Source organism: Billgrantia saliphila (genome assembly GCF_002930105.1).
Classification (GTDB): Bacteria; Pseudomonadota; Gammaproteobacteria; order Pseudomonadales; family Halomonadaceae; genus Halomonas; species Halomonas saliphila.
In genome coordinates, this window is record NZ_PJRN01000005.1 from 1 (window position 1) to 20,283 (window position 20,283).

The 20,283-nt window shown below is 67.4% G+C and carries 19 protein-coding genes and 1 pseudogene; 13 read left to right on the plus strand and 7 right to left on the minus strand.

Translation table 11 applies throughout. The features are described 5' to 3' along the window. The 3 genes from CYJ07_RS20275 to pgi form a co-directional block, all read left to right on the plus strand. Positions 1-135 (plus strand): pyruvate kinase alpha/beta domain-containing protein (locus CYJ07_RS20275; protein ID WP_156085478.1); only part of this gene is annotated, 135 nt, incomplete at its 5' end. Then, a complete protein-coding gene (locus tag CYJ07_RS06940) occupies positions 132-608 on the plus strand; it encodes a methylglyoxal synthase (RefSeq protein WP_104202963.1) in 477 nt (158 codons plus the stop codon). The genes CYJ07_RS20275 and CYJ07_RS06940, both read left to right, overlap by 4 nt. A 54-nt stretch (positions 609-662) precedes the next feature. After that, positions 663-2,342, plus strand: coding sequence for a glucose-6-phosphate isomerase (gene pgi, locus CYJ07_RS06945; protein ID WP_104202964.1), 1,680 nt, complete (start codon positions 663-665; stop codon positions 2,340-2,342). A gap of 21 nt (positions 2,343-2,363) precedes the next feature. Here the strand turns inward: pgi and CYJ07_RS06950 are convergent, their stop codons facing one another. Then, complete coding sequence (locus CYJ07_RS06950; protein WP_104202965.1) at positions 2,364-2,756, minus strand: fluoride efflux transporter FluC; 393 nt, start codon at positions 2,754-2,756, stop codon at positions 2,364-2,366. Further along, positions 2,753-3,124 carry a fluoride efflux transporter FluC gene (locus tag CYJ07_RS06955; protein WP_104202966.1) on the minus strand — a complete coding sequence of 124 codons (372 nt, stop codon included), beginning with the start codon at positions 3,122-3,124 and terminating at the stop codon, positions 2,753-2,755. The genes CYJ07_RS06950 and CYJ07_RS06955 overlap by 4 nt, the downstream gene beginning before the upstream one ends. A gap of 320 nt (positions 3,125-3,444) precedes the next feature. On the opposite strand from CYJ07_RS06955, the gene ybiO reads away from it, so the two are divergent. From ybiO to CYJ07_RS06970, 3 genes are all read left to right on the plus strand, one after another. Further along, complete coding sequence (gene ybiO / locus CYJ07_RS06960) at positions 3,445-5,715, plus strand: mechanosensitive channel protein (protein ID WP_231489567.1); 2,271 nt, start codon at positions 3,445-3,447, stop codon at positions 5,713-5,715. 223 nt (positions 5,716-5,938) lie between these two features. Next, complete coding sequence (locus tag CYJ07_RS06965) at positions 5,939-6,340, plus strand: hypothetical protein (RefSeq protein WP_104202967.1); 402 nt, start codon at positions 5,939-5,941, stop codon at positions 6,338-6,340. Beyond that, complete coding sequence (locus CYJ07_RS06970) at positions 6,337-8,484, plus strand: pyrroloquinoline quinone-dependent dehydrogenase (protein WP_104202968.1); 2,148 nt, start codon at positions 6,337-6,339, stop codon at positions 8,482-8,484. Before CYJ07_RS06965 ends, CYJ07_RS06970 begins: the two co-directional genes overlap by 4 nt. A 114-nt stretch (positions 8,485-8,598) precedes the next feature. On the opposite strand, the gene CYJ07_RS06975 is transcribed toward CYJ07_RS06970, so the two are convergent. Genes CYJ07_RS06975 through hemC form a run of 4 tightly spaced genes read right to left on the minus strand, consistent with a single transcriptional unit; the run spans position 8,599 to position 13,241 of the window. Further along, positions 8,599-9,849 (minus strand): heme biosynthesis HemY N-terminal domain-containing protein, encoded by a 1,251-nt coding sequence (locus CYJ07_RS06975; protein WP_104202969.1) that lies wholly within the window; start codon positions 9,847-9,849, stop codon positions 8,599-8,601. Next, positions 9,846-11,498 (minus strand): uroporphyrinogen-III C-methyltransferase, encoded by a 1,653-nt coding sequence (locus CYJ07_RS06980; protein ID WP_104202970.1) that lies wholly within the window; start codon positions 11,496-11,498, stop codon positions 9,846-9,848. Before CYJ07_RS06980 ends, CYJ07_RS06975 begins: the two co-directional genes overlap by 4 nt. Before the next feature lie 6 nt (positions 11,499-11,504). After that, positions 11,505-12,302, minus strand: coding sequence for a uroporphyrinogen-III synthase (locus CYJ07_RS06985; RefSeq protein ID WP_104202971.1), 798 nt, complete (start codon positions 12,300-12,302; stop codon positions 11,505-11,507). Continuing rightward, positions 12,303-13,241, minus strand: a complete 939-nt coding sequence (hemC, locus tag CYJ07_RS06990) for a hydroxymethylbilane synthase (RefSeq protein ID WP_104202972.1) — start codon at positions 13,239-13,241, stop codon at positions 12,303-12,305. It lies immediately after the preceding gene. A 257-nt stretch (positions 13,242-13,498) separates the two neighbouring features. Here hemC and argH point away from each other — a divergent pair, with 257 nt between their 5' ends. From argH to CYJ07_RS07025, 7 genes and pseudogenes are all read left to right on the plus strand, one after another. After that, positions 13,499-14,917: an argininosuccinate lyase gene (gene argH, locus CYJ07_RS06995; protein ID WP_104202973.1), complete on the plus strand. Its 1,419-nt coding sequence runs from the start codon at positions 13,499-13,501 to the stop codon at positions 14,915-14,917. Further along, positions 14,914-15,024 (plus strand): annotated as a pseudogene (gene lptM / locus CYJ07_RS20570) (LPS translocon maturation chaperone LptM); the annotation flags it as partial. The gene argH and the pseudogene lptM, both read left to right, overlap by 4 nt. A gap of 62 nt (positions 15,025-15,086) precedes the next feature. Next, positions 15,087-16,379, plus strand: coding sequence for a diaminopimelate decarboxylase (gene lysA / locus CYJ07_RS07005; protein WP_104202975.1), 1,293 nt, complete (start codon positions 15,087-15,089; stop codon positions 16,377-16,379). After that, positions 16,379-17,212, plus strand: a complete 834-nt coding sequence (gene dapF, locus CYJ07_RS07010) for a diaminopimelate epimerase (RefSeq protein ID WP_104202976.1) — start codon at positions 16,379-16,381, stop codon at positions 17,210-17,212. The genes lysA and dapF overlap by 1 nt, the downstream gene beginning before the upstream one ends. 34 nt (positions 17,213-17,246) lie before the next feature. Then, on the plus strand, positions 17,247-17,984 hold the full coding sequence (locus tag CYJ07_RS07015; protein ID WP_104202977.1) for a DUF484 family protein: 738 nt from the start codon (positions 17,247-17,249) through the stop codon (positions 17,982-17,984). Continuing rightward, positions 17,977-18,891 carry a tyrosine recombinase XerC gene (locus tag CYJ07_RS07020; protein ID WP_104202978.1) on the plus strand — a complete coding sequence of 305 codons (915 nt, stop codon included), beginning with the start codon at positions 17,977-17,979 and terminating at the stop codon, positions 18,889-18,891. Before CYJ07_RS07015 ends, CYJ07_RS07020 begins: the two co-directional genes overlap by 8 nt. Next, positions 18,888-19,646, plus strand: coding sequence for an HAD family hydrolase (locus tag CYJ07_RS07025; protein ID WP_104202979.1), 759 nt, complete (start codon positions 18,888-18,890; stop codon positions 19,644-19,646). The genes CYJ07_RS07020 and CYJ07_RS07025 overlap by 4 nt, the downstream gene beginning before the upstream one ends. Here the strand turns inward: CYJ07_RS07025 and yihA are convergent. Then, entirely contained in the window at positions 19,643-20,257 is a 615-nt protein-coding gene (gene yihA / locus CYJ07_RS07030; protein WP_104203180.1) for a ribosome biogenesis GTP-binding protein YihA/YsxC, read from the minus strand. The two genes, CYJ07_RS07025 and yihA, sit on opposite strands and share 4 nt — an antisense overlap. Positions 20,258-20,283: the final 26 nt, after the last annotated feature.

Genomic DNA, 20,283 nt, shown 5'->3' on the forward strand with positions numbered 1-20,283 from the left:
GACCGGGCGCTGGCGCTGCTGGTGGAGAAGGGGATTGCCGAGCCCGGGGATCATGTCATCCTGACCCGGGGCGATCACATGAACGCCCACGGTGGCACCAATACCCTGAAGATCCTCGAGGTAAGCCAGCCATGACCGATAACCGCCCCCGGCGCAGCGTCAAACGCACCCTGCCGGCACGCAAGCGCATCGCCCTGATCGCCCACGACGGCAAGAAAGCCGAGCTCCTCGAATGGGCCACGCGTTGGCGCGATACCCTCGCCGAGCATGAACTGGTAGGCACCGGCACTACCGCCGGACGTCTTTCCGCCAGCCTGAGCCTCGACGTGGAGGGTGTGATGAGCGGCCCCCTGGGCGGCGATCAGCAGATCGGAGCGCGCATTACCGAACAGCGCCTCGACCTGCTGATCTTCTTCTGGGACCCCTTCGCACCCCAGCCCCACGATCCCGACGTCAAGGCACTCTTGCGCCTCGCCGCACTGTGGAACGTACCGGTGGCCTGCAACGCCGCCAGTGCCGACTTCATCGTCAGCTCGCCATGGCTGGGTCAGCCCTACGAGATGGCCATTCCCGACGCCGAGGCCTGGGCGGCCTCGCGTCACTCATAACCAAAGAGACGTTCCTGCGGGCCCGCGCCCGCTCGACCATGCCCGAGGACAACCATGTTCCAACTCACTCGCAGCGTCACCTGGCAGGCTCTCACGCGGCTGCGCGAACAAACCGCCCATGACCGCATCAGCGACTACTTTGCCGCCGATCCGCAGCGCTTCGACAAGATGAGCCTGCGCGTCGGCGGGCTGTTCCTCGACTATTCCAAGCATCACGTCTCCGAAGCGGTGCTGGCCAAACTGCTCGAGCTCGCCGATCACTCGGCGCTGGTCCAGCGCCGCGCGCAGATGTTCTCCGGCGACATCATCAATGTCACCGAGAACCGCCCGGTATTGCACACCGCCTTGCGCAACCTCGGCGAGGAACCGCTGATGGTCGACGGACAGGACGTGATGCCCGAGATCCAGCGCACCCGCGAGCAGATTCGCGCCTTCTCCGAGGCGGTACGCAGCGGCGAGTGGCGAGGCTACAGCGGCGAGCGCATCCGGGACGTGGTCAACATCGGTATCGGCGGCTCCGACCTCGGCCCCAACATGGCCAGCCGCGCGCTACTCAAGTACCGTCATCCCGAGCTCAACTTCCACTTCGTCTCCAACGTGGACGGCGCCCATATTCAGAAAGTCCTGGCACGCCTCGATCCGGCCACGACCCTGTTCATCGTCTCGACCAAGACCTTTTCCACCCAGGAGACGCTGCTCAACGCCAAGACCGCGCGGCGCTGGTTCCTCGACAACGCCGGCGAGGACGCCGACGTGGGCGCCCACTTCATCGCCGCTTCGACCAACCGCAAGGCGGCCATGGAGTTCGGCATTCGCGAGGAGAACGTGTTCGAGTTCTGGGCCTGGGTCGGCGGGCGCTACTCGATGTGGTCCTCCATCGGACTGCCCATTGCGCTCTCCATCGGCTTCGATGGCTTCATGGAGATGCTCGAGGGCGCCTACGAGATGGACCAGCACTTCATCCAGGCACCCAATGCACGCAACATGCCGGTACTGATGGCACTGATCGGTATCTGGTACATCAATTTCCAGGGCGCCGAGACCCATGCCATCGTGCCCTACGACCAGGCGCTGCATCAGTTGCCGTCCTTCCTGCAACAGCTCGACATGGAGTCCAACGGCAAGTCGGTGGATATCTTCGGTCATCCGGTCGACTACAAGACCGGCCCCATCGTCTGGGGGCAGACCGGCTCCAACGGACAGCACGCCTTCTTCCAGCTGCTGCACCAGGGCACGCGCTACGTGCCGATCGACTTCATCGCCTCGCTCAAGCCCGAGCCCGGCGTCGAGGAGCATCACTTCGCCCTGCTCACCAATATGCTGGCCCAGGCCAACGCCTTCATGGAGGGCAGCCAGAAAGGCAGTCAACTCGATCCCTATAGCTGTCCCGGCAACCGCCCCTCCAGCGTGCTGCTGCTCGACGAGCTGACGCCAAGGAACCTCGGCGCGCTGATCGCGCTCTACGAGCACAAGGTCTTCGTGCAGGGGGTGATCTGGAACATCAACTCGTTCGATCAGTGGGGCGTGCAGCTGGGCAAGCGTATCGCCGGCGAGCTCAGCGAGCGTATCGACGAACACAGCCAGGATTTCGACACCTCCACCCAGGGCCTGCTGGCGCTGGTGCGCGAGGCGTTCGGGGCCACGCCCGGGGCAGCCGAGCAGAAGGCACCGGGTACGGACCGTGCCGGCAAGACGCACAGGAAGCGCCTGGGCAGGACCGGCGGCAAGACCTGAGTCACGGCGGGCCCGTCGGCGTCAACCCTGGCGGTCCCGTACCAGGCGATCGCCCAACCAGGCCGCCAGCAGCCAAAGCGGCACGTTGACCAGGGCGTAGCCCAGCGCCAGCCACGGCCGGCCCGCTTCGACCAGCTGCAGGGTCTCCAATCCGAACAGTGAGAAGGTGGTAAAACCGCCGCAGAAACCGGCCATCAGGAAAGGCTGCCAGCGCCACAGGGCGCCACCGCGCCGGCAGGCAATACAGGCGGCGAACACTGCGATCAGCCATGAGCCCAACAGATTGACCGCCAGCGTACCCCAGGGGAGGGCGGCACCGGGTACGGCCTGCGCCAGCAGCGAAACCCCGTGGCGCAGCGTGCTGCCAAGGGCGCTGCCCGTCCCTACCGCGACATAGCCGCGCCAGCCGCTCAACCCCCACCTCCCATCAACCACCAGCCCAGCGCCGCCAGCGCCACGCCGGCGACCGCGGTACCCAGCAGGTTGGCGAGCGCGGCATCGCGGCGGCCGCTCTGCCATAGGACCAGGGTTTGCAGGCTGAGCGAAGAGACGGTGGTGAACCCTCCCAGCCCGCCGGCCACGAGCCCCAGCCAGGCGGTGGTAGCCTCGCCATCGAACCAGCCGATCAGCATGCCCGCCAGCAGAGCACCGCTGAGGTTGACGGTCAACGTGCCCCAGGGGAAATCGCTTCCCGCCAGCCTGGCCAGCAGCTCGGAAACCGCCAGACGCGCCATGCCGCCCAGTGCGCCACCCAGCGCTACCAGCCACCACGCTTCTCCCATTGCGGGCCCTCGCTCGTAATCGATCGCTCGATACTAGCAAGTCGATGGCACGAACGAAAAAGAAGCCACCCGGCAGTGGCAAAGTCCTGTCGAAACAAGCCGGGTCGTGTCTGGCCGGGACACACCAGAACATGATACAAAAACTATACAGTGCATAAATCACGCATAGATATATGATACCGCCACGTTCGTGCCCCGCTGACAAAGTCCGTATCATGAGCGCAGGAATAGCCCCCCTTCCGACGACACGCCCGAGATGGAGGTCATGCGTGATACCACATCGCTCGTTCCTTTGGCTGCTCGCCTGGCTCATGCTGATCATGCTCGCCGCCGCCCCCACCTTCGCCCAGGACACTGGCGGCGCCGACGTCCCCCCGCCCGAGGTCCTGGCCGACCTGCTCGAAGACGATCAAGCCCGTCAGCAGCTGATCGACCATCTGCGCCAACAGGCGGCCGCTGACCCAGCCCTCGCCGCCAGCGAGCCTGTGCAGGACGCCGGTCCGATATCGCTGCCCAGGCAACTGGCTGAACTGACCAGCGGCATCGTCAGCGATATCGGCGGTGAGGTGCGCAACCTGTTCGAGGTCGTGGTGGGGCTGTTTACCGCCGATACCGATACCAGCGCCATCGATTTCGGCGCCATTGCCACGGCGGCGATCAACCTGGGCCTGGTGATCGCTGCCACCTTTGCTCTCTTTCTGATATTCCGATCCCTGACTCGGCCCCTGTTCGCCCGGCTCAGTCGTTGGTCGCAGCAGGGCAACGGCATGACCCCGGTGCTGCGCCTGGTGCTTTGCGTGGCCCTGGCCGCTCTGGCCGATGTGCTGGTCGTGGCGCTGGCCTACGTGGGCGGCAACCTGATTGCCACCTTCGCCATCGGCGAAAGCGGCGACCTGTCGACCCGGGCATCGCTATTTCTCAATGCCTTCATGATCATCGAGCTGATCAAGGCGGCACTGCGCATGCTGTTCTCGTCGCGCTACGAGGGGCTCAGGCTACTGCCCATCTCGGCCACCGAGGCCTCCTACTGGAATCGCTGGCTCGCCCGACTGGTCGGTCTGGTGGGTTACGGCCTGATGGTGGTGGTACCGTTGGCCAGTGCCTACCTGGCGCCGACGCTGGCGCAGGGAATCGGCGCGCTGATCATGTTCGCCGCCTTCTTCTATGCCTTGGCGGTGGTTCTCAGGAACCGCGTGCGCATCCGCGACAATCTGAATGCCATGGCGGCCCGCTCCGACCTCACCGCCACCCGCGTCTCGCTACAGCTCTTCGCCCGCACCTGGCACCTGTTCGCCCTGGCCTATTTCCTGATGGTGCTGGTACTGACCCTGACACGCCCGGCCGACGCCCTGCCGTTCGTGCTCTTCGCTACTCTCAAGACCCTGGTCGCGGTGGTCGTCGGCATGCTGCTGTCGAGCCTGTTGACACAGACCATCGGTCGGCGCATTCGCCTCTCCGACGACCTGCGGCGCAAGTTGCCGCAGCTCGAACCGCGTCTCAACAGTTACGTGCCCAATGCACTGAGAGTGATCCGGATCGTGATCCTGATCGCCGTGGTCATGCTGGTCCTCGACGCCTGGGGCGCTTTCGACCTGGCCACCTGGTACGCCTCCGAGGCGGGGCGCAGCTTGGTCGGCACGCTGGTCAGCGTGGCCATGATCCTGCTGCTCGCCATCGGCGTATGGCTGGCGCTGGCCAGCCTGATCGAACACAAGCTCAACCCGGAAACCGGCAAGGGCGAGCCCGATGCCCGCGCCAAGACCCTGCTGTCCCTGTTCCGCAACGCCCTGGCCATCGCCCTGATCACCATGACCGCGATGATCGTACTGGCCGAGATCGGCATCAACATCGGCCCGCTGATCGCCGGTGCCGGTGTGCTCGGCCTGGCCATCGGCTTCGGCGCGCAGAAGCTGGTGCAGGACATCATCACCGGCATCTTCATCCAGGTGGAAAACGCCATGAACACCGGCGACGTGGTCTCGGTAGGCGGCATCACTGGCACCGCCGAGCGGCTCAGCATTCGTTCGGTGGGCATCCGCGATCTCTTCGGCACCTACCATATCGTGCCCTTCTCCAGCGTCGACACGGTCTCCAACTTCATGCGCGGGTTCGGCTATCACGTCGGCGAGTACGGCATCGCCTACCGCGAGAGTATCGACGAGGCGATCGTCGCCCTGCGTGAAGCCTTCGACGAACTGGCCGCCGACGAGGAACACAAGATGAACATCGTGGCGCCGCTGGAGGTGGCCGGTGTCATCGCCCTGGCCGACAGCTCGGTGAACATCCGCGTGCGCATCAAGACCACGCCGGGCTCCCAATGGGGCGTGGGTCGCGCCTACAACCGCCTGGTCAAGCTCCACTTCGACGCCAAGGGCATCGAGATTCCCTTCCCCCACACCACGCTCTACTTCGGCGTGGGCAAGGAAGCCGAGGCGCCGCCGGCCAATGTCCGCCTGATGCGGCAGAACTTCGATATCGACGGGCGCCCGGGTGGTCAGCCTCGCTCAGGCGAGAGCAGCCGCGAAGCTCAGGACGACCCGCGCGCCAGGCCCGATCCGGCACCCGAAGGCGACTACGAGGAGCGGGACTGACCCGCACCGGCCCGTAAGCGACCGCCGCGTCACGCCACGCATCCCCCAACGCATCCCGTTGGGGGATGCGCTTTTATAAGGCCACTGTCGAGTCGATTCTCCGCCGGCAGGAAGAATCGCGGGTCGTGCCTATACTGTTCCTGGGCTCTGGCGAAGCGCTGCCCGCGTTCCGGCAGCGCAGCCATCCATGCTTAGAAGGCGTTCAAGGGACGGGACTATTATTATGGCAAGCAAACCTCAGGGCGCCGCCTACGGCGCCTGGCTGCTGCTCGCGATTTCGATCATCTCGCTGATCCTCGCGGCTGTCGCCACGTTCAACGAAGGCAACGGCATTGCCTACACCCCAGGCACCTACCTGGTGCTGATTTCCACTGCACTGATGTTGATCGGGTCGCTGCTGCTGACCTTCGTACGCGGCATGCCGCGCTGGCTGGGCGGGCTGATCGCCTTTCTGATTCTGCTCGACCTGCTGGGCACGGGCCTGGCGGCCTATCTTCTGCAGACCGAGTGGCTGCTCGGCTGCATGGGGGTCGGGCTCGTGGCCTGGCTCGTCCATGTGATTGCCGACCCCGCCACAGGCCAGCGCGACCGCCACATGACGCAACGCAAGGAGGCCGTTTCATGAATCGCCACGACGCCGTCGCCCTGATCGCCGCGCTCCTGCTGACGGGCTCTGTCGGCCATGTGCTGGCTCAGGAGGAGTCGTCCGCCGAAGAGGAAGGCGGTCAACCGCAGGGCATCACCGAGACGCAGGATGACGAGCCCGAACGGACGACTGACGACGAAGCCGAGACCGACGATACGGACGGCGCCGATACCGGCGATTCCTCCATGACCCCGACCGGCCCCGGCGGCCGTGTCGAGACGGGCCCCGCCGGCCAGCCCCCCAGCGGCGACGACCAGGTCGAGCCGCCCCGCCAGGGGCCGGACGCCTGGATGGAGTCGCCGGATAGCTGGGCGACCTTCAACGGCGACCTGCGCGCCCAGAAGTACTCGCCCGCCGATCAGATCACGCCGGAGAATGTCGACGAGCTCGAGCAGGCGTGGGAATACCATACCGGCGACGTCTCGGATGGCAGCAGCGAGGTGCCGCTGTCGGTGTGGTCGGCGACTCCCCTGTTCGTCAACGACACGCTCTACCTGGGGACACCCTTCTACCGCATCATCGCCCTGGATCCGGGCAGCGGCGAAGAGAAGTGGACCTTCGACCCCGAAGCTCCCCTGGAAGCCCTGACCCAGCCCAACATGAAGGGCCGCGGCGTGGCCTACTGGGAAGCCGATGAACCGCAGGCGGGCGAGGCCTGCCAGAAGAGGGTCTACATCGGCACCATGGACGCCAAGCTCTACGGCGTCGATGCCGACACGGGAGAACCCTGCGCCGACTTCGGCGATAACGGCATGGTCGACGTCAACCAGTGGAACACCGTCAACGACAAGTGGCCGCTATCGCTGTTCCAGCCGCCCACGGTGTACAACGACACGCTCTTCCTCGGCTGGGCCGGCAAGGATTGGGCGGACGCCGTCGCGCCGCCGGGAACGGTCTTCGCGCTCGACGCACGTACCGGCGAGCGCAAGTGGACTTTTCACGCCCTTCCCGAAGAGGTGGTCGACCGGACCGGCACGGCCAATGTCTGGGCGTCGATGTCGCTGGATCCCGAAACTGGGCTTCTCTACATTCCGATCAGTTCGCCGAGCCCCAACTACTACGGTGGCGAGCGTACCGAGGAGCTGCCCCTGGCCACCTCGGTGACGGCGCTGAACACCGAGACCGGCGAGGTGGTATGGAGCCGGCAACTCGTACACCACGATATCTGGGACTACGATACCGTCGCACCGCCTACGCTGGTCGATATCCAGAAGGATGGCGAGACCGTTCCCGCCCTGGTCCAGCCGTCCAAGCAGGGCTTTCTCTACGTGCTGAACCGGGAGACGGGAGAGCCCGTTTACCCCATCGAAGAGCGCGAGGTGCCGGCCTCGGATGCCGAAGGCGAGCAAGCCTCCCCGACCCAGCCCTTCGTCGACGTTCCCGAACCGGTGATTCCGGATGAGTGGCCGGGCATCTCGAAGATCGCCGATATCGTGAGCCTGGGCGAGTGCAGCCGCAAGGCCGAAGGCCTACGCTACGAGGGGCGCTTCACGCCGCCGAGCGTCGAGGGCACGCTCACCTACCCGCCCACGACGGGAGGCTCCCAGTGGGGCGGTGGCGCCGTCGACCCGGAGAGGGGCGTGTTCGTAATCAACTCCAACAGCGTGGTGCAGATCTATCGCCTCATCCCGCGCGACGAATACCAGCAGCTGGAACAGTCGGGCGAGACGGGCGGTTACTACGCGCAGGGCGACACGGCCTACGGCTTCCAACTCGAGACGTTCCTCAACTGGGCCGGCATGCCGTGCTGGAAGCCACCCTACGGCACGCTTGCCGCCTACGACCTCACGACCGGCGAGCGACTGTGGAACGAGCCGTTCGGCCAGGTGCAGAAGCATGGCTTCTACATGCCCGAGTCGTGGGGGTCGGTTACCATCGGCGCACCGGTGATCACCCGTTCGGGGCTGATCTTCATCGGCGCCTCGATGGATTCGCGCGTGCGCGCGATCGATCTCGAGAGCGGCGAGGTGCTGTGGAAGCACCTGGTGGAGGCCCCCGCCGTCTCGATGCCGGCGGTCTATACCTACGAAGGCAAGCAGTACGTCACCTTCGCCGTGGGCGGCAACTCCATCCTGCTGCCCAAGGTCAGCGACCAGGTGGTTGCCTTCGCTCTGCCAGACTGAACGCCCCCTAACGGCGGACGACAGACCGCAAAACGGAAGGGCGCCTTGCGGCGCCCTTCCGTCTGCTCTTCTGTCATTTTCTAACGACCACGAGACGCCATGGGACCAGCCCGCTCAGGCGGACCTCTCTCCGTCCTTGCCGGCCGCTTCCGGCTCGGCGGGCTGTGGCAGCGAGGGCAGCGACTTGTCGAGCAGCTCGACACTCTGGCGGTAGTAGAGCTGGCTCTTGTTGTGCTCACCCAGGTTGGCGTAGAGCCGCGCCAACTCGGCGCATACCACGCCGCTGGGTCGCTGTCGCTGGCTCGCCTCGAAGTACTCCTGGGCCTTGCCCCAGTAGGCGTTGCGCAACGACAGGCGACCCAAAGTCAGCAACAGGTCGGGGTCGTTGGGCCGCTCCTGCAGCCACTTCTCGGCGTGCACCAACTGCCGCGCCGGATCGACGCTGAGCAGCCCGTAGCGCAGCACCAAGCGGCTGTCCCAGTGCTCCTTGAGCGAGTGACGCAGCAGGCGCTCGGCGATCCCCTCCTCGTTGCCGCGCACCAGCGCCTCGGTGTATAGCACCACGAGTTCGACGTTGTTGCGCAGCGGGTCGGGCATGTCGGCCCACAGGCTGCGGATGCGCTCCACGTTGCCCGGATCGCGCGCCTCGTGAACCAGCAGTTCGCGGTAGGCGCGCAACTCGAGCTGGTTGCGCTCCTGGGGCGAGATCAGCTGACGAGATGCCAGGCGCGGCGTCAGGCGGCGCAGGCCGTCCCAGTCGTTGACGCTGAGGTAGGCCTGCTTGAGCTGCTTGAGTACCTGAGGGTGGTTGGGCAGTTGCCGGTCGAGGCGCGTGAGGATGGCCAGCGCCTCCTCGTACTGCTGTCGGTCGAGCATGAGCTGCACCTGCATCAGCCCGACCGCCGTATCGGCACCTTCGGTGGAGAGATGGGCCCGCTTGAGCAGCGTATCCGCCTGATCGTAGCGGCCCTGATAGTGAGCGGCCAACGCGGCGGACAGATAGTTCACCAGTGGCGTGCTGGAGTCGTCGGCGGCCTTGACCAAGGATTTCTCGGCGCGCTTCCAGCGCCCTTCGGCCAGGGCTACCAGGCCACGCACGGTGCGCTTCATGGCATTGCGCTGCCGGGTCCGACGGTTCCATACCTTGAGCCGGCTGACCGGATAACGCATGCGCATCAGCACGCGCAGCAGGAAGTGAAGGATCAGGAATACCGCCAGCAGCAGCACCAGACCGAACCAGAAGGAGGTCTGGTAAGAGGTGTCGCCGACCCGCACCAGCCAATAGCCGGGCACCGAAACCATCAGTTGGCCGAACAGCGCGCCCAGCGCCAGGCCGAGGAGAACGATCAGCAGCAGCTTTCTCATGCGTCATCTCCCTGCTCGCCGCGCGAACCGAAACGACGCTCGATGAACTCCTGAAGAGCCTCGTGAGAGCCGCTGATATCGGGCAGCTCGGGCTGGATAGTCTCGTCGCGAAGCTCCTCCAACCGCTCGATGACCGCCTGGACCTCGTCATGCTCGGTGTCGTAGAAGGCTCCGATCAGCTCCAGCGCCTTGTCGAGGCTCGCCTCGTACAGCGCCTGCTCCTCCTCGAGCAGCGCCAACTGGGCCTGCTCGATCACGAGCCTGGCGCTCTGGCGCAGGTAGGATTCCTGCTCGGGGGCGACCAGCCCTTCCAGCGCTTCGTCGTGGTGGCGAATGACGATGAGGTCCTTCAGCTCCTGGCCGAAGCTCGCGAGCTGCTCCTGCCAGCCCCCAGTGGGCGCTTCCTCGATGCCGGAGCGGGCCGGAATCTCCTCCAGCTCGCGCGACAGCGGCAGCTCGGCCAGGCGCTCCTGCTGGGCATTCAGGGCGAGATAGAGGCCGGTACGGTCGACCTGAGGCACGCTGTCGAGAATCGACAATTCCGAGGCGATGGCACGTCGAATGGAAAGCAACGCCGGGTTGTCGGCTTCGCTAAGCCGCGCGTCGGCGGTGCGCAGCAGGGCCGCGGCCCCTTCCACATCGCGCTCGAGCTGCAGGCGCTGGTTGGCCAGCCGCAGCAGGTAGGCGGCCTCGGCGTGCAGCCACTCGCGCTCGTCGGTGTTCTGTTCGCGGGAAAGTTCTTCGAGCACCTGGTCCAGGGCTTCGTCGACCTCGCTGCGGTAACCGGCGAACTCGTTGCGCATCGACTCGACCGCCTCGGTCAGCTCGGCGTCGCGCTGCTGCTCGCCGCTCTCCAGCTGCTCGCGCAGGTCGGCGAGTTCGTCTGCCGATGCCGCGCTGCCAGCCTGCTCCTCGAGTTCGGCCAGACGCTGCTGCTGGGCGTCGAGACGCTCCCAGGTGTTCCAGGCGAAGAGCCCGGAGCCGATGCCGAGGAACAGAACCAGAATCAACGCCAGCACCCCGGCGACACGACCACCCCCCTTGCCGCTGCCGCTGGTGGTGGTCCCGGTGTTCGCCCCGGTCCCGCCCGCCGCGGCCGACGACCTGGCGCTGTCCCGGGCCGAATCCGTGCCGGCGGACGCCTGGCTGGTCGACTTGTCCTGGCCTGCGGCCTTGGGCCTTCTCTTGTCCGCGGCACCGCCCTTGTCCACGCCACTGTTTTTATCCGCGGCATTACTCTTACCGGTGGCCCTGTCGTCACCGTCGGGCCGGCCTGTGGGTGGCTGTCCGGCCGCCGCGCCTGACGGGGCGTCGGACGAACCCTGCCCCGGCTTGTCGCCCACCGCCGGCGCGCTCTGCCCGGATCGGTCCCCGCTCGACTTGGCCCCGGCCGTGTCGGCGCCGGGCTTGGCGGCCTCGGAGGATGCGCCAACCGTGCCCTTGGCGTCGCCAGGACCGGCGGCATCGCTAGCAGCAGTTGCCGGCTTTCCCTCGCCTGCCTTGCCTTCGCCGGGCGACTGTGGCGAATTGCCGTGGCCCGAAGCGCGGTCGCTGCCGCCGCTCCTGTCCTCGGTCTCGCGGCCCTTGCTGCCCTGGGCTCCTGCGGAAGGCGTCTTCTGTTCGTCCTTATCGTTGGTCTGCTTGCTCATCTGTCGCTAGCCCTTTTCGAGATCGTCGTGATCGGCATCGGCATCCTCCTGGTCGCAGGCCGCGACCACGGCGCTGGCGAGCGCCGAGGGCGTGGCACCCGATGCCACCACGGGAGTGCGAAACCCCAAGTCGTCGGCTAGTGTAGCCAAACGGCGACTGGACACGATTATCGGTTGGTTCAAAGTGGCCCCGGTACACCATCTTGCCAGATGTTCGAGTAATTCTCCGCTGCTGACCACCAGTGCCCGGAAATCGCCGGCCGCGAGCTTCGCCTGCAGCGCCGTGGGCGGGGGCTGCAGCCGGCGGCGGTAGAGTGTCAACCGGGTGACGCGCGCACCGCGCCCGGCGAACGTGTCGGCCAGCAGCGTGCGCCCGCCCTCACCGGCCGCCAGCAGCACGCGCTGCCCCGCAAGATCGCGAAGCGAAGCCAGCTGCAACAGGGCCTCGCTGGTATCCTCGCCGGCCCGTACCGGCGGCAGATGCACGCGCACGCCGAGCCGGCGGTGAAGCACTTCGGCGGTGGCGGCCCCCACTGCATACCAGGCGGTGCCGAGCGGCAGTTGCGGCCAGTAACGATCGAGCGCATCGTGCAGACACTCGGCGGCGAAGGGGCTGATCACCACCACCTTGTGGAACTGATCGAAATCGAGCCAGGCACTGCGCATCGCCGGGGTCTCGGGCAGCGTCTCCAGCGCCATGGCCTGGAGGTGCGCCACGGCGAAGCCCGCAGCCTCGATGGCCGCGGCCAAGGCATCGGCTCGCTCGCCCGGCCGGCATATCAGGACAGGGCGCCTAGCAGCCATTCAAGCGCCGTAGACCTGCGCCAGGATCTCGCCGGCACCCTGTTCTAGCAGGTCCTCGGCCACGCGTACGCCCAGCGCCTCCGGCTCGTGAATCGAGCCGCGCCCCTCGGCGCGCAGCACCTCGGTGCCTTCGGGGTTGCCCACCAGCGCCCGCAGCCACAGGGTCTGCCCGTCCTCCTCGAAAACGGCGTAGCCGCCGATCGGCACCTGGCAGCCTCCTTCCAGTCGCGTGTTCATGGCGCGCTCGGCGCGAACCCGAGTGGCGGTGATCGGGTCGTCCAGCGGCGCCAGCAGCGAGATCAGCTCGGGGTCGTTGCTGCGGCACTCGATGCCCAGCGCGCCCTGGCCGCACGCCGGCAGGCACACCTCGGGGGGGAGCTCCTGGGCGATGCGCTCGCCAAGCCCCAGCCGCTTGAGGCCGGAGGTCGCCAGGATGATGGCATCGAACTCGCCGGCATCGAGCTTGGCCAGGCGTGTCTGGACGTTGCCGCGCAGGGTCAGGATTTCCACGTCCGGGCGCGTCTCACGCATCTGCAGGCCGCGGCGCAGGCTGGAGGTGCCGACGCGCGCACCCTGGGGCAGCTCGTCAAGCGAGCCGTAATCGTTGGAAACGAAGGCGTCGGTGGGCTCAGCGCCGGCGAAAATCACCGACAGTCCCAGGCCCTCGGGGAAGTGCATGGGCACGTCCTTCATCGAGTGCACGGCGATGTCGGCGCGGCCGTCGAGGATCGCCTCCTCAAGCTCCTTGACGAACAGCCCTTTGCCGCCAACCTTCGCCAGCGGCGTATCGAGAATCTTGTCGCCGCGGGTGGAGAGCGCGACCAGCTCCACCGTGAGCCCGGGATGCTCGGCCATGAGCAGGTCGCGAACGTGTTCGGCCTGCCACAAGGCCAGTTGACTCTTGCGGGTGGCAATGCGCAGCGTGGTGTTGGATCGCACGTTGTTCTCCCCTGCAGCGGGCGCGATGACCCGGCTCGGCGGTTGTCGCCGCGGCCGGTCGCGGTCGCGGACATAGTTAGACATTGGCTTCATCATAAAGCACCCGACGAAGCAGGAAAAATCAGGCAGGACGTCACACCGGTGGCGCCCCTCGCCACATCCGTCGACTCTGGTACACTGCAAGACCATGATCCTGGCCGCTGCACGCGGCCTCCCCGAGAACGCCACAGCATGCAACACGCAGGATGCCCACGCCGATGAGCCCTAGTTCCACAAACCCCGGCACCAACCAGTCCTGGGGCGGTCGCTTCAGCGAGCCCACCGATGCCTTCGTCGAACGTTTCACCGCCTCGGTCGACTTCGATCGGCGCCTCGCCCTGCAGGACATCCAGGGCTCCGTCGCTCACGCCACCATGCTGGCGCGGGTGGGCGTGCTGACCGACGCGGAGCGCGACGCCATCGTCACCGGGCTCGGCGAGATCCGCGCCGAGATCGAAGCCGGCACCTTCCAGTGGTCGGTCAAGCTCGAGGACGTGCACATGAACATCGAGGCACGCCTGACCGAGAAGATCGGCATCATCGGCAAGAAGCTGCACACCGGCCGTTCGCGCAATGACCAGGTGGCCACCGACATCCGCCTGTTCCTGCGCGACGAGATCGACGTGGTCGAGGCTGAGCTCAAGCGTCTGCGCCAGGGCCTGATCGAGCTCGCCGAGCGCGAAGCCGACACCATCATGCCCGGCTTCACCCACCTGCAGACCGCGCAGCCGGTAACCTTCGGCCACCACCTGCTGGCCTGGCAGGAGATGCTCGCGCGCGATCACGAGCGCCTGCTGGACTGTCGCGGCCGGGTCAACGTGATGCCGCTGGGCGCAGCCGCGCTGGCCGGCACTACCTACCCCATCGACCGCCACGTCACCGCCGAGCTGCTGGGCTTTTCACGCCCCGCCGAAAATTCGCTCGACGCGGTGAGCGATCGCGACTTCGCCATCGAGTTCACCAGTTTCGCCAGCATCCTGCTGATGCACCTCTCGCGCATGAGCGAGGAGCTGGTGCTGTGGACCAGCGCCCAGTTCGATTTCATCGATCTGCCCGACCGCTTCTGCACCGGCTCGTCGATCATGCCGCAGAAGAAGAATCCCGACGTGCCCGAGCTGGTGCGCGGCAAGACCGGGCGCGTCTATGGCCACCTGATGGGCCTGCTGACGCTGATGAAGTCGCAGCCGCTGGCCTACAACAAGGACAACCAGGAGGACAAGGAGCCGCTGTTCGATACCCTCGACACGGTGCGCGACTGCCTCAAGGCCTTCGCCGACATGATCCCGGCCATCGAGGCGCGCAAGGCGAACATGTACGACGCGGCGCGGCGCGGCTTCTCCACCGCCACCGATCTCGCCGACTACCTGGTGCGCCGTGGCGTGGCCTTCCGCGACGCCCACGAGATCGTCGGTCAGTCGGTGGCCTTCGGCATTCGCGAGAAGAAGGACCTCTCCGAGATGAGCCTCGACGAGCTGCGCCAGTTCTCCGAGGTCATCGAAGACGACGTCTTCGAGGTGCTGACGCTGGAGGGCTCGGTGGCGGCGAGAAATCATATCGGTGGCACCGCCCCGGACCAGGTGCGTGCCGCCGCGCAGCGCGCCCGCGAGGCCCTGGCGGCGCTGGAGCGCGAGGCATGAGCCGGACGTTGGCGCTGGCAGCGCTGGCGCTCGCGCTGCTGGCCGGCTGCGGCCAGAAGGGGCCGCTCTACCTGCCAGACGATGAAGCCGCCGCCGAACGTTACGGCGGCAGCGCGGCGCAGCAGAACGAGCGAGGCGAAGACGACGCCGACGAGGATACGGACTGACCATGGACCACTTCGAATACCGCGACGGCGTGCTCTACGGCGAGGAAGTCCCGCTGACACAGGTGGCCGACGCGGTCGGCACGCCCTGCTACGTCTACTCCAAGGCGACCCTGGCGCGGCACTTTCGCGCCTACACCGAGGCGCTGGGCAGCCATCCCCACCTGATCTGCTATGCGGTGAAGGCCAACTCCAACCTGGCGGTGCTGGGGCTGCTGGCGCGCCTGGGCGCCGGCTTCGACATCGTCTCGGGGGGCGAGCTCGAGCGCGTGCTGGTCGCCGGCGGCGATCCGGCCAAGGTAGTGTTCTCCGGCGTGGCCAAGCAGGAGGGCGAAATGGCCCGCGCGCTCGAGGTGGGCATCAAGTGCTTCAACGTCGAGTCGCGCCCCGAGCTCGAGCGCCTCAATGCGGTGGCCGAACGGCTCGGCAAGGTGGCGCCGGTATCGCTGCGGGTCAATCCGGATGTCGACGCCGGCACCCATCCCTATATCTCCACCGGGCTCAAGGCCAACAAGTTCGGCATTCCCGTCGAGGAGGCGGTGGCGGTCTACGAACTCGCCGCTCGACTGCCGGCGGTGAAGGTGGTGGGCCTGGATTGCCACATCGGCTCGCAGCTCACCGAACTCGCCCCTTTCCTCGACGCCCTGGATCGCCTACTGGTGCTGCTCGAACGCCTGCGCGAGCGCGGCATCACGATCGAGCACCTCGACCTGGGCGGAGGGCTGGGCGTGCCCTACCGCGGCGAGCGGCCGCCGCAGCCGTTCGACTATGCCGCCTCACTGCTGGAGCGCCTGGCCCGCTGGGAACACGGTACCGGCCTGACGCTGCTGTTCGAGCCGGGCCGGTCGATCGCCGCCAATGCCGGTGTGCTGCTGACGCGAGTGGAGTACCTCAAGCCCGGCGAGACCAAGAACTTCGCCATCGTCGATGCCGGCATGAACGATCTGATCCGACCGTCGCTGTACCAGGCCTGGCAGGCGATCATCCCGGTGGATACCCGGACGCTGCGAGAGAGCGCCGTTTACGACGTGGTCGGGCCGGTGTGCGAGACCGGCGATTTTCTGGGCAAGGAGCGCGAGCTGGCCGTCGGCGAGGGCGACCTGTTGGCAGTGCGCTCCGCCGGTGCCTACGGCTTCGTCATGGCCTCCAACTACAACAGCCGGCCGCGCCCCGCCGAGGTGATGGTCGACGGCGACGCCTTCCACGTCGTGCGCCGCCGCGAGACCGTGGCATCGCTATGGGCGGGCGAGTCGCTGCTGCCCGAGGCCACGCCGGCGCACGATGAGGAGTCGCGCTGATGCTGCTGCACTTCACCAAGATGCATGGCCTCGGCAACGATTTCATGGTGGTCGACCTGGTCACCCAGCGGGCGCGGCTGCGCGACGAGCAGATCCGCCAGCTCGCCGACCGCCGCTTCGGCATCGGCTTCGACCAGTTGCTGGTCGTCGAGCCGCCGCGCGACCCCGACATGGACTTTCGCTATCGCATCTACAACGCCGACGGCAGCGAGGTGGAGAACTGCGGCAACGGTGCGCGCTGCTTTGCCCGCTTCGTGCGCGACCAGCGCCTCACTCACAAGCGCGAGATTCACGTCGAGACCGCCGGCGGTCCGTTGACACTGCTGGTGCAGGACGATGAGCAGGTGACGGTGGACATGGGCACCCCGCGCTTCGCGCCGGACGCGCTGCCCTTCGAGGCGGAACGCGATCTGCCACGGCACACCCTCGAGGTAGACGGCGAGACCTACCAGATCGGCGCCGTCTCGATGGGCAACCCCCACGCGGTATTGCGGGTCGACGACGTCGACGGCGCCCCGGTCGAGCGGCTGGGGCCGCGAATCGAGCACCATCCGCGCTTTCCGCGGCGGGTCAACGTCGGCTTCATGCAGATCGTCACGCCCCATGAGATCCGCCTTCGAGTCTTCGAGCGCGGCAGCGGCGAGACGCTGGCCTGTGGCACCGGCGCCTGCGCCGCGGTGGCCTGCGGCATTCGCCAGGGGCTGCTGGAAAGCCCCGTCACGGTGCACCTGCCCGGCGGCGACCTGCGCATCGAATGGCCCGGCGAAGGCGCCTCGCTGTGCATGACCGGCCCCGCCGAGCGCGTCTTCGACGGACGCATCGTCCTGGCCTGACCTCCAGGCCGCCCGACCCTTCAAGGAGCCACGCATGAGCCGAGCCGTTCCCGAACCGCGCAAGACCCTGGATCCGGACCGGGTGGCCGAATGGCTCGCCCGCCACCCCGACTTCTTCGTTGGCCGCGAGGGCCTGTTGCAGCAGCTCAAGGTCCCGCATCCCGAGGCCCACGGCACCACCTCGCTGCTCGAGCGTCTAGTCTACGACCTGCGGCGCCGCGCCGAGCAGGCCGAATGGCGGCTGGAGCAGCTGCTTGAGTCGGCCCGCCACAACGAGGTTCAATATCGCCGCACCCGCGAGCTGGTGCTGGCCCTGCTGGAAGCCGAGGACCCAGACGCCCTGGGCCAGGCGCTGGCCACGCAGATGGCCGAACGCTTCCAGATCCCCGCCGTGGCGCTGTGGTGCCCAGCGCAGTTCAGCGACCACGAGCCGCTGCCGCCCCAGCCGCCTCGTCAGGTCCTCGACGAGCACGCCGGCGTGCGCCTGGCCGCACTGCTCGACGGGCGCACCAGTCGCTGCACGCGGCTGACGCCCACCGACTGGGGACGCCTGATGCCCCACGTACGCCCACCGCGCCAGGCTGGCTCCTGCGCCCTGACGCGGCTGACCTTGGGCGAACCGATGGGCTACCTGGTGCTGGCGAGCCCCGATCCGGATCACTTCCGCGCCAGTATGGACACCCTGTTCACCGAGTACCTCGGCGACGTGCTCGCGCGGCTTCTGCTGCGCCTCGGCGTCTCCGCCCAGGGCTGCCCGCCGGTACATGGCTGACACGCCCCTACGCCGCCAGCTAGGCGCCTGCCTGGAGGCGTTGGCATGCACCGCCAGCCCGGCCACGGTAAGCGCCTATCGGCGCGACCTGGAGGCGTTGGCCGAGTTCCTCGAGACGCGCGGCGTCGACGACGGCGCCTTGCTCGACACCGGCCTGCTGCGTCGCTTCCTCGGCGCCGAACGCAGCCGCGGCCTGGCCCCACGCAGCCTGGCGCGGCGCCGTGCGGCGGTGTCGCACTTCGCCCGTCATCTGGTCGAGAACGGACGGCTCGGCCACAACCCGGCCGAACTGGTGCCCACCCCGCGCCAGCCCGCACACCTGCCCAAGCCGCTGGATGTCGACCAGCTGAGCCAGCTGCTCGACACGCCCCACGACGGCTCGCCGCTGGCGGTGCGCGACCAGGCAATGCTGGAGCTGTTCTACTCCAGCGGACTGCGCCTGGCGGAGCTGGCAGGGCTCGATCTCGGCGACCTGGACAGCCGCCGCGTGCGGGTGGTGGGCAAGGGCGGCAAGCCGCGCCAGGTCCCGGTGGGGCGCAGCGCCCGGGGCGCGCTCGAGGCCTGGCTGGCCAGCCGGTCGGCACTGGCCGCGCCCGGCGAGGCGGCGCTGTTCGTCGGCAGCCGGGGGCAGCGGCTGGGCCACCGCGCCATCCAGAAGCGGATGGCCGAGGTAGCCCGTCGCCGCGGGCTGCCCGAGCATCTCCATCCCCACCGGCTGCGCCACTCCTTCGCCAGCCACCTGCTGGAATCGAGCCAGGATCTGCGCGCCGTGCAGGAACTGCTGGGGCATGCCAACCTGGCCACCACCCAGGTCTACACCAAGCTCGACTGGCAGCACCTGGCGGCGACCTACGATGCCGCCCATCCCCGCGCTCGCCGTCGCAACGACGAACCGGATACGACATGACCGATCGGCCCCTGCGCATCGAGGCCATCACCTTCGATCTCGACGATACCCTGTGGGACAACCACGGCGTCATGGTGGCGACCGAAACCGGCCACTACGCATGGCTAGACGATGAGCTCGCCGACTGGCTGCGGCTGCGCGGCCGAATGCCGCGTCAACGCTTCGCCGAACGCTTTCCGCTGGAAAGCTTCGAGCAGCGCCGCCGAGCGCTGGCTCGCGCCCATCCGCTGCACCGCGGCGACTTCACCTGGCTGCGCGAGCGGGCACTGCGGGAAATGCTGGGAGAGTACGGCCTCGATCCGGCCGCGGCGGAACAGTGGGCCGGCGCGACGATGGAACGCTTCATGGCGCTGCGCCATCGGGTCGCGCCGCATCCGGAAGTCGAGCCGCTGCTGACGTCGCTGGGTGAGCGCTATCGCTTGGCCAGCATCACCAACGGCAACGTCGAGATCGAACGTCTGTCTCTCGGCCGCCACTTCCCGGTGGCCATCGCCGCTGGCGCCATGCTCGCCCCCAAGCCCGACGCCCGCCCCTTCCTCGCCGCCCTGGCCCGGCTCGCCACCGCACCGGCCCGGGCGCTGCATGTGGGCGACTCCTGGCGCGAGGACGTCGAGCCGGCCCGACGCCTGGGCATGCAGGTGGCGTGGATCTCACCCCACGTGGACCACACGCCCATGCCGCCCGGCGTGCATCGGCTCGATCACGTTCGCGAGCTGCCGGAACTGCTGACACGCCTGACCGGCCGGCCGCACTAGGTATCGGCGTCCGCCAGCCAATCGTCCAGCCGTGCGCCGGCCTCGTCGATGCCTTGGCGCTTGAGCGATGAAAACAGCTGCAACGTGACCAGGTCCTCCCACTCGCGTAGACGACTGCGCACCTGCTGCAGGGCGCTCTTGGCCGCCCCCGACTTCAGCTTGTCGGCCTTGGTCAACAGGATGTGAACCGGCATCTCCTGGTCGTCGGCCCAGCCCAACAAGGTCTGGTCGAACTCGGTCAGCGGATGGCGGACGTCCATCACCAACACCAGGCCGCGCAGCGAGTGGCGCTTGCGCAGGTACTCGGCCAGATGCTGCTGCCACTCGAGCTTGACCGCTTCGGGCACTTTGGCATAACCGTAGCCGGGCAGATCGACGAGGCGACGGCCGCTGTCATCCCCCAGCGTGAAGAAGTTGATCAGTTGGGTACGCCCGGGGGTTCGCGAGGTGCGCGCCAGCGACTTTTGCCGGGTCAGGGCATTGATGGCGCTGGACTTGCCGGCGTTGGAGCGGCCGGCAAAGGCCACCTCGGCACCGGTGTCGGGGGGGCACTGGGCGAGCGTCGGCGCGCTGGTGAGGAAGCGCGCGGTCTGGTAATTGAGTCGTGTCATGGCGTCAGTGTGGAACCGGTTGGCAT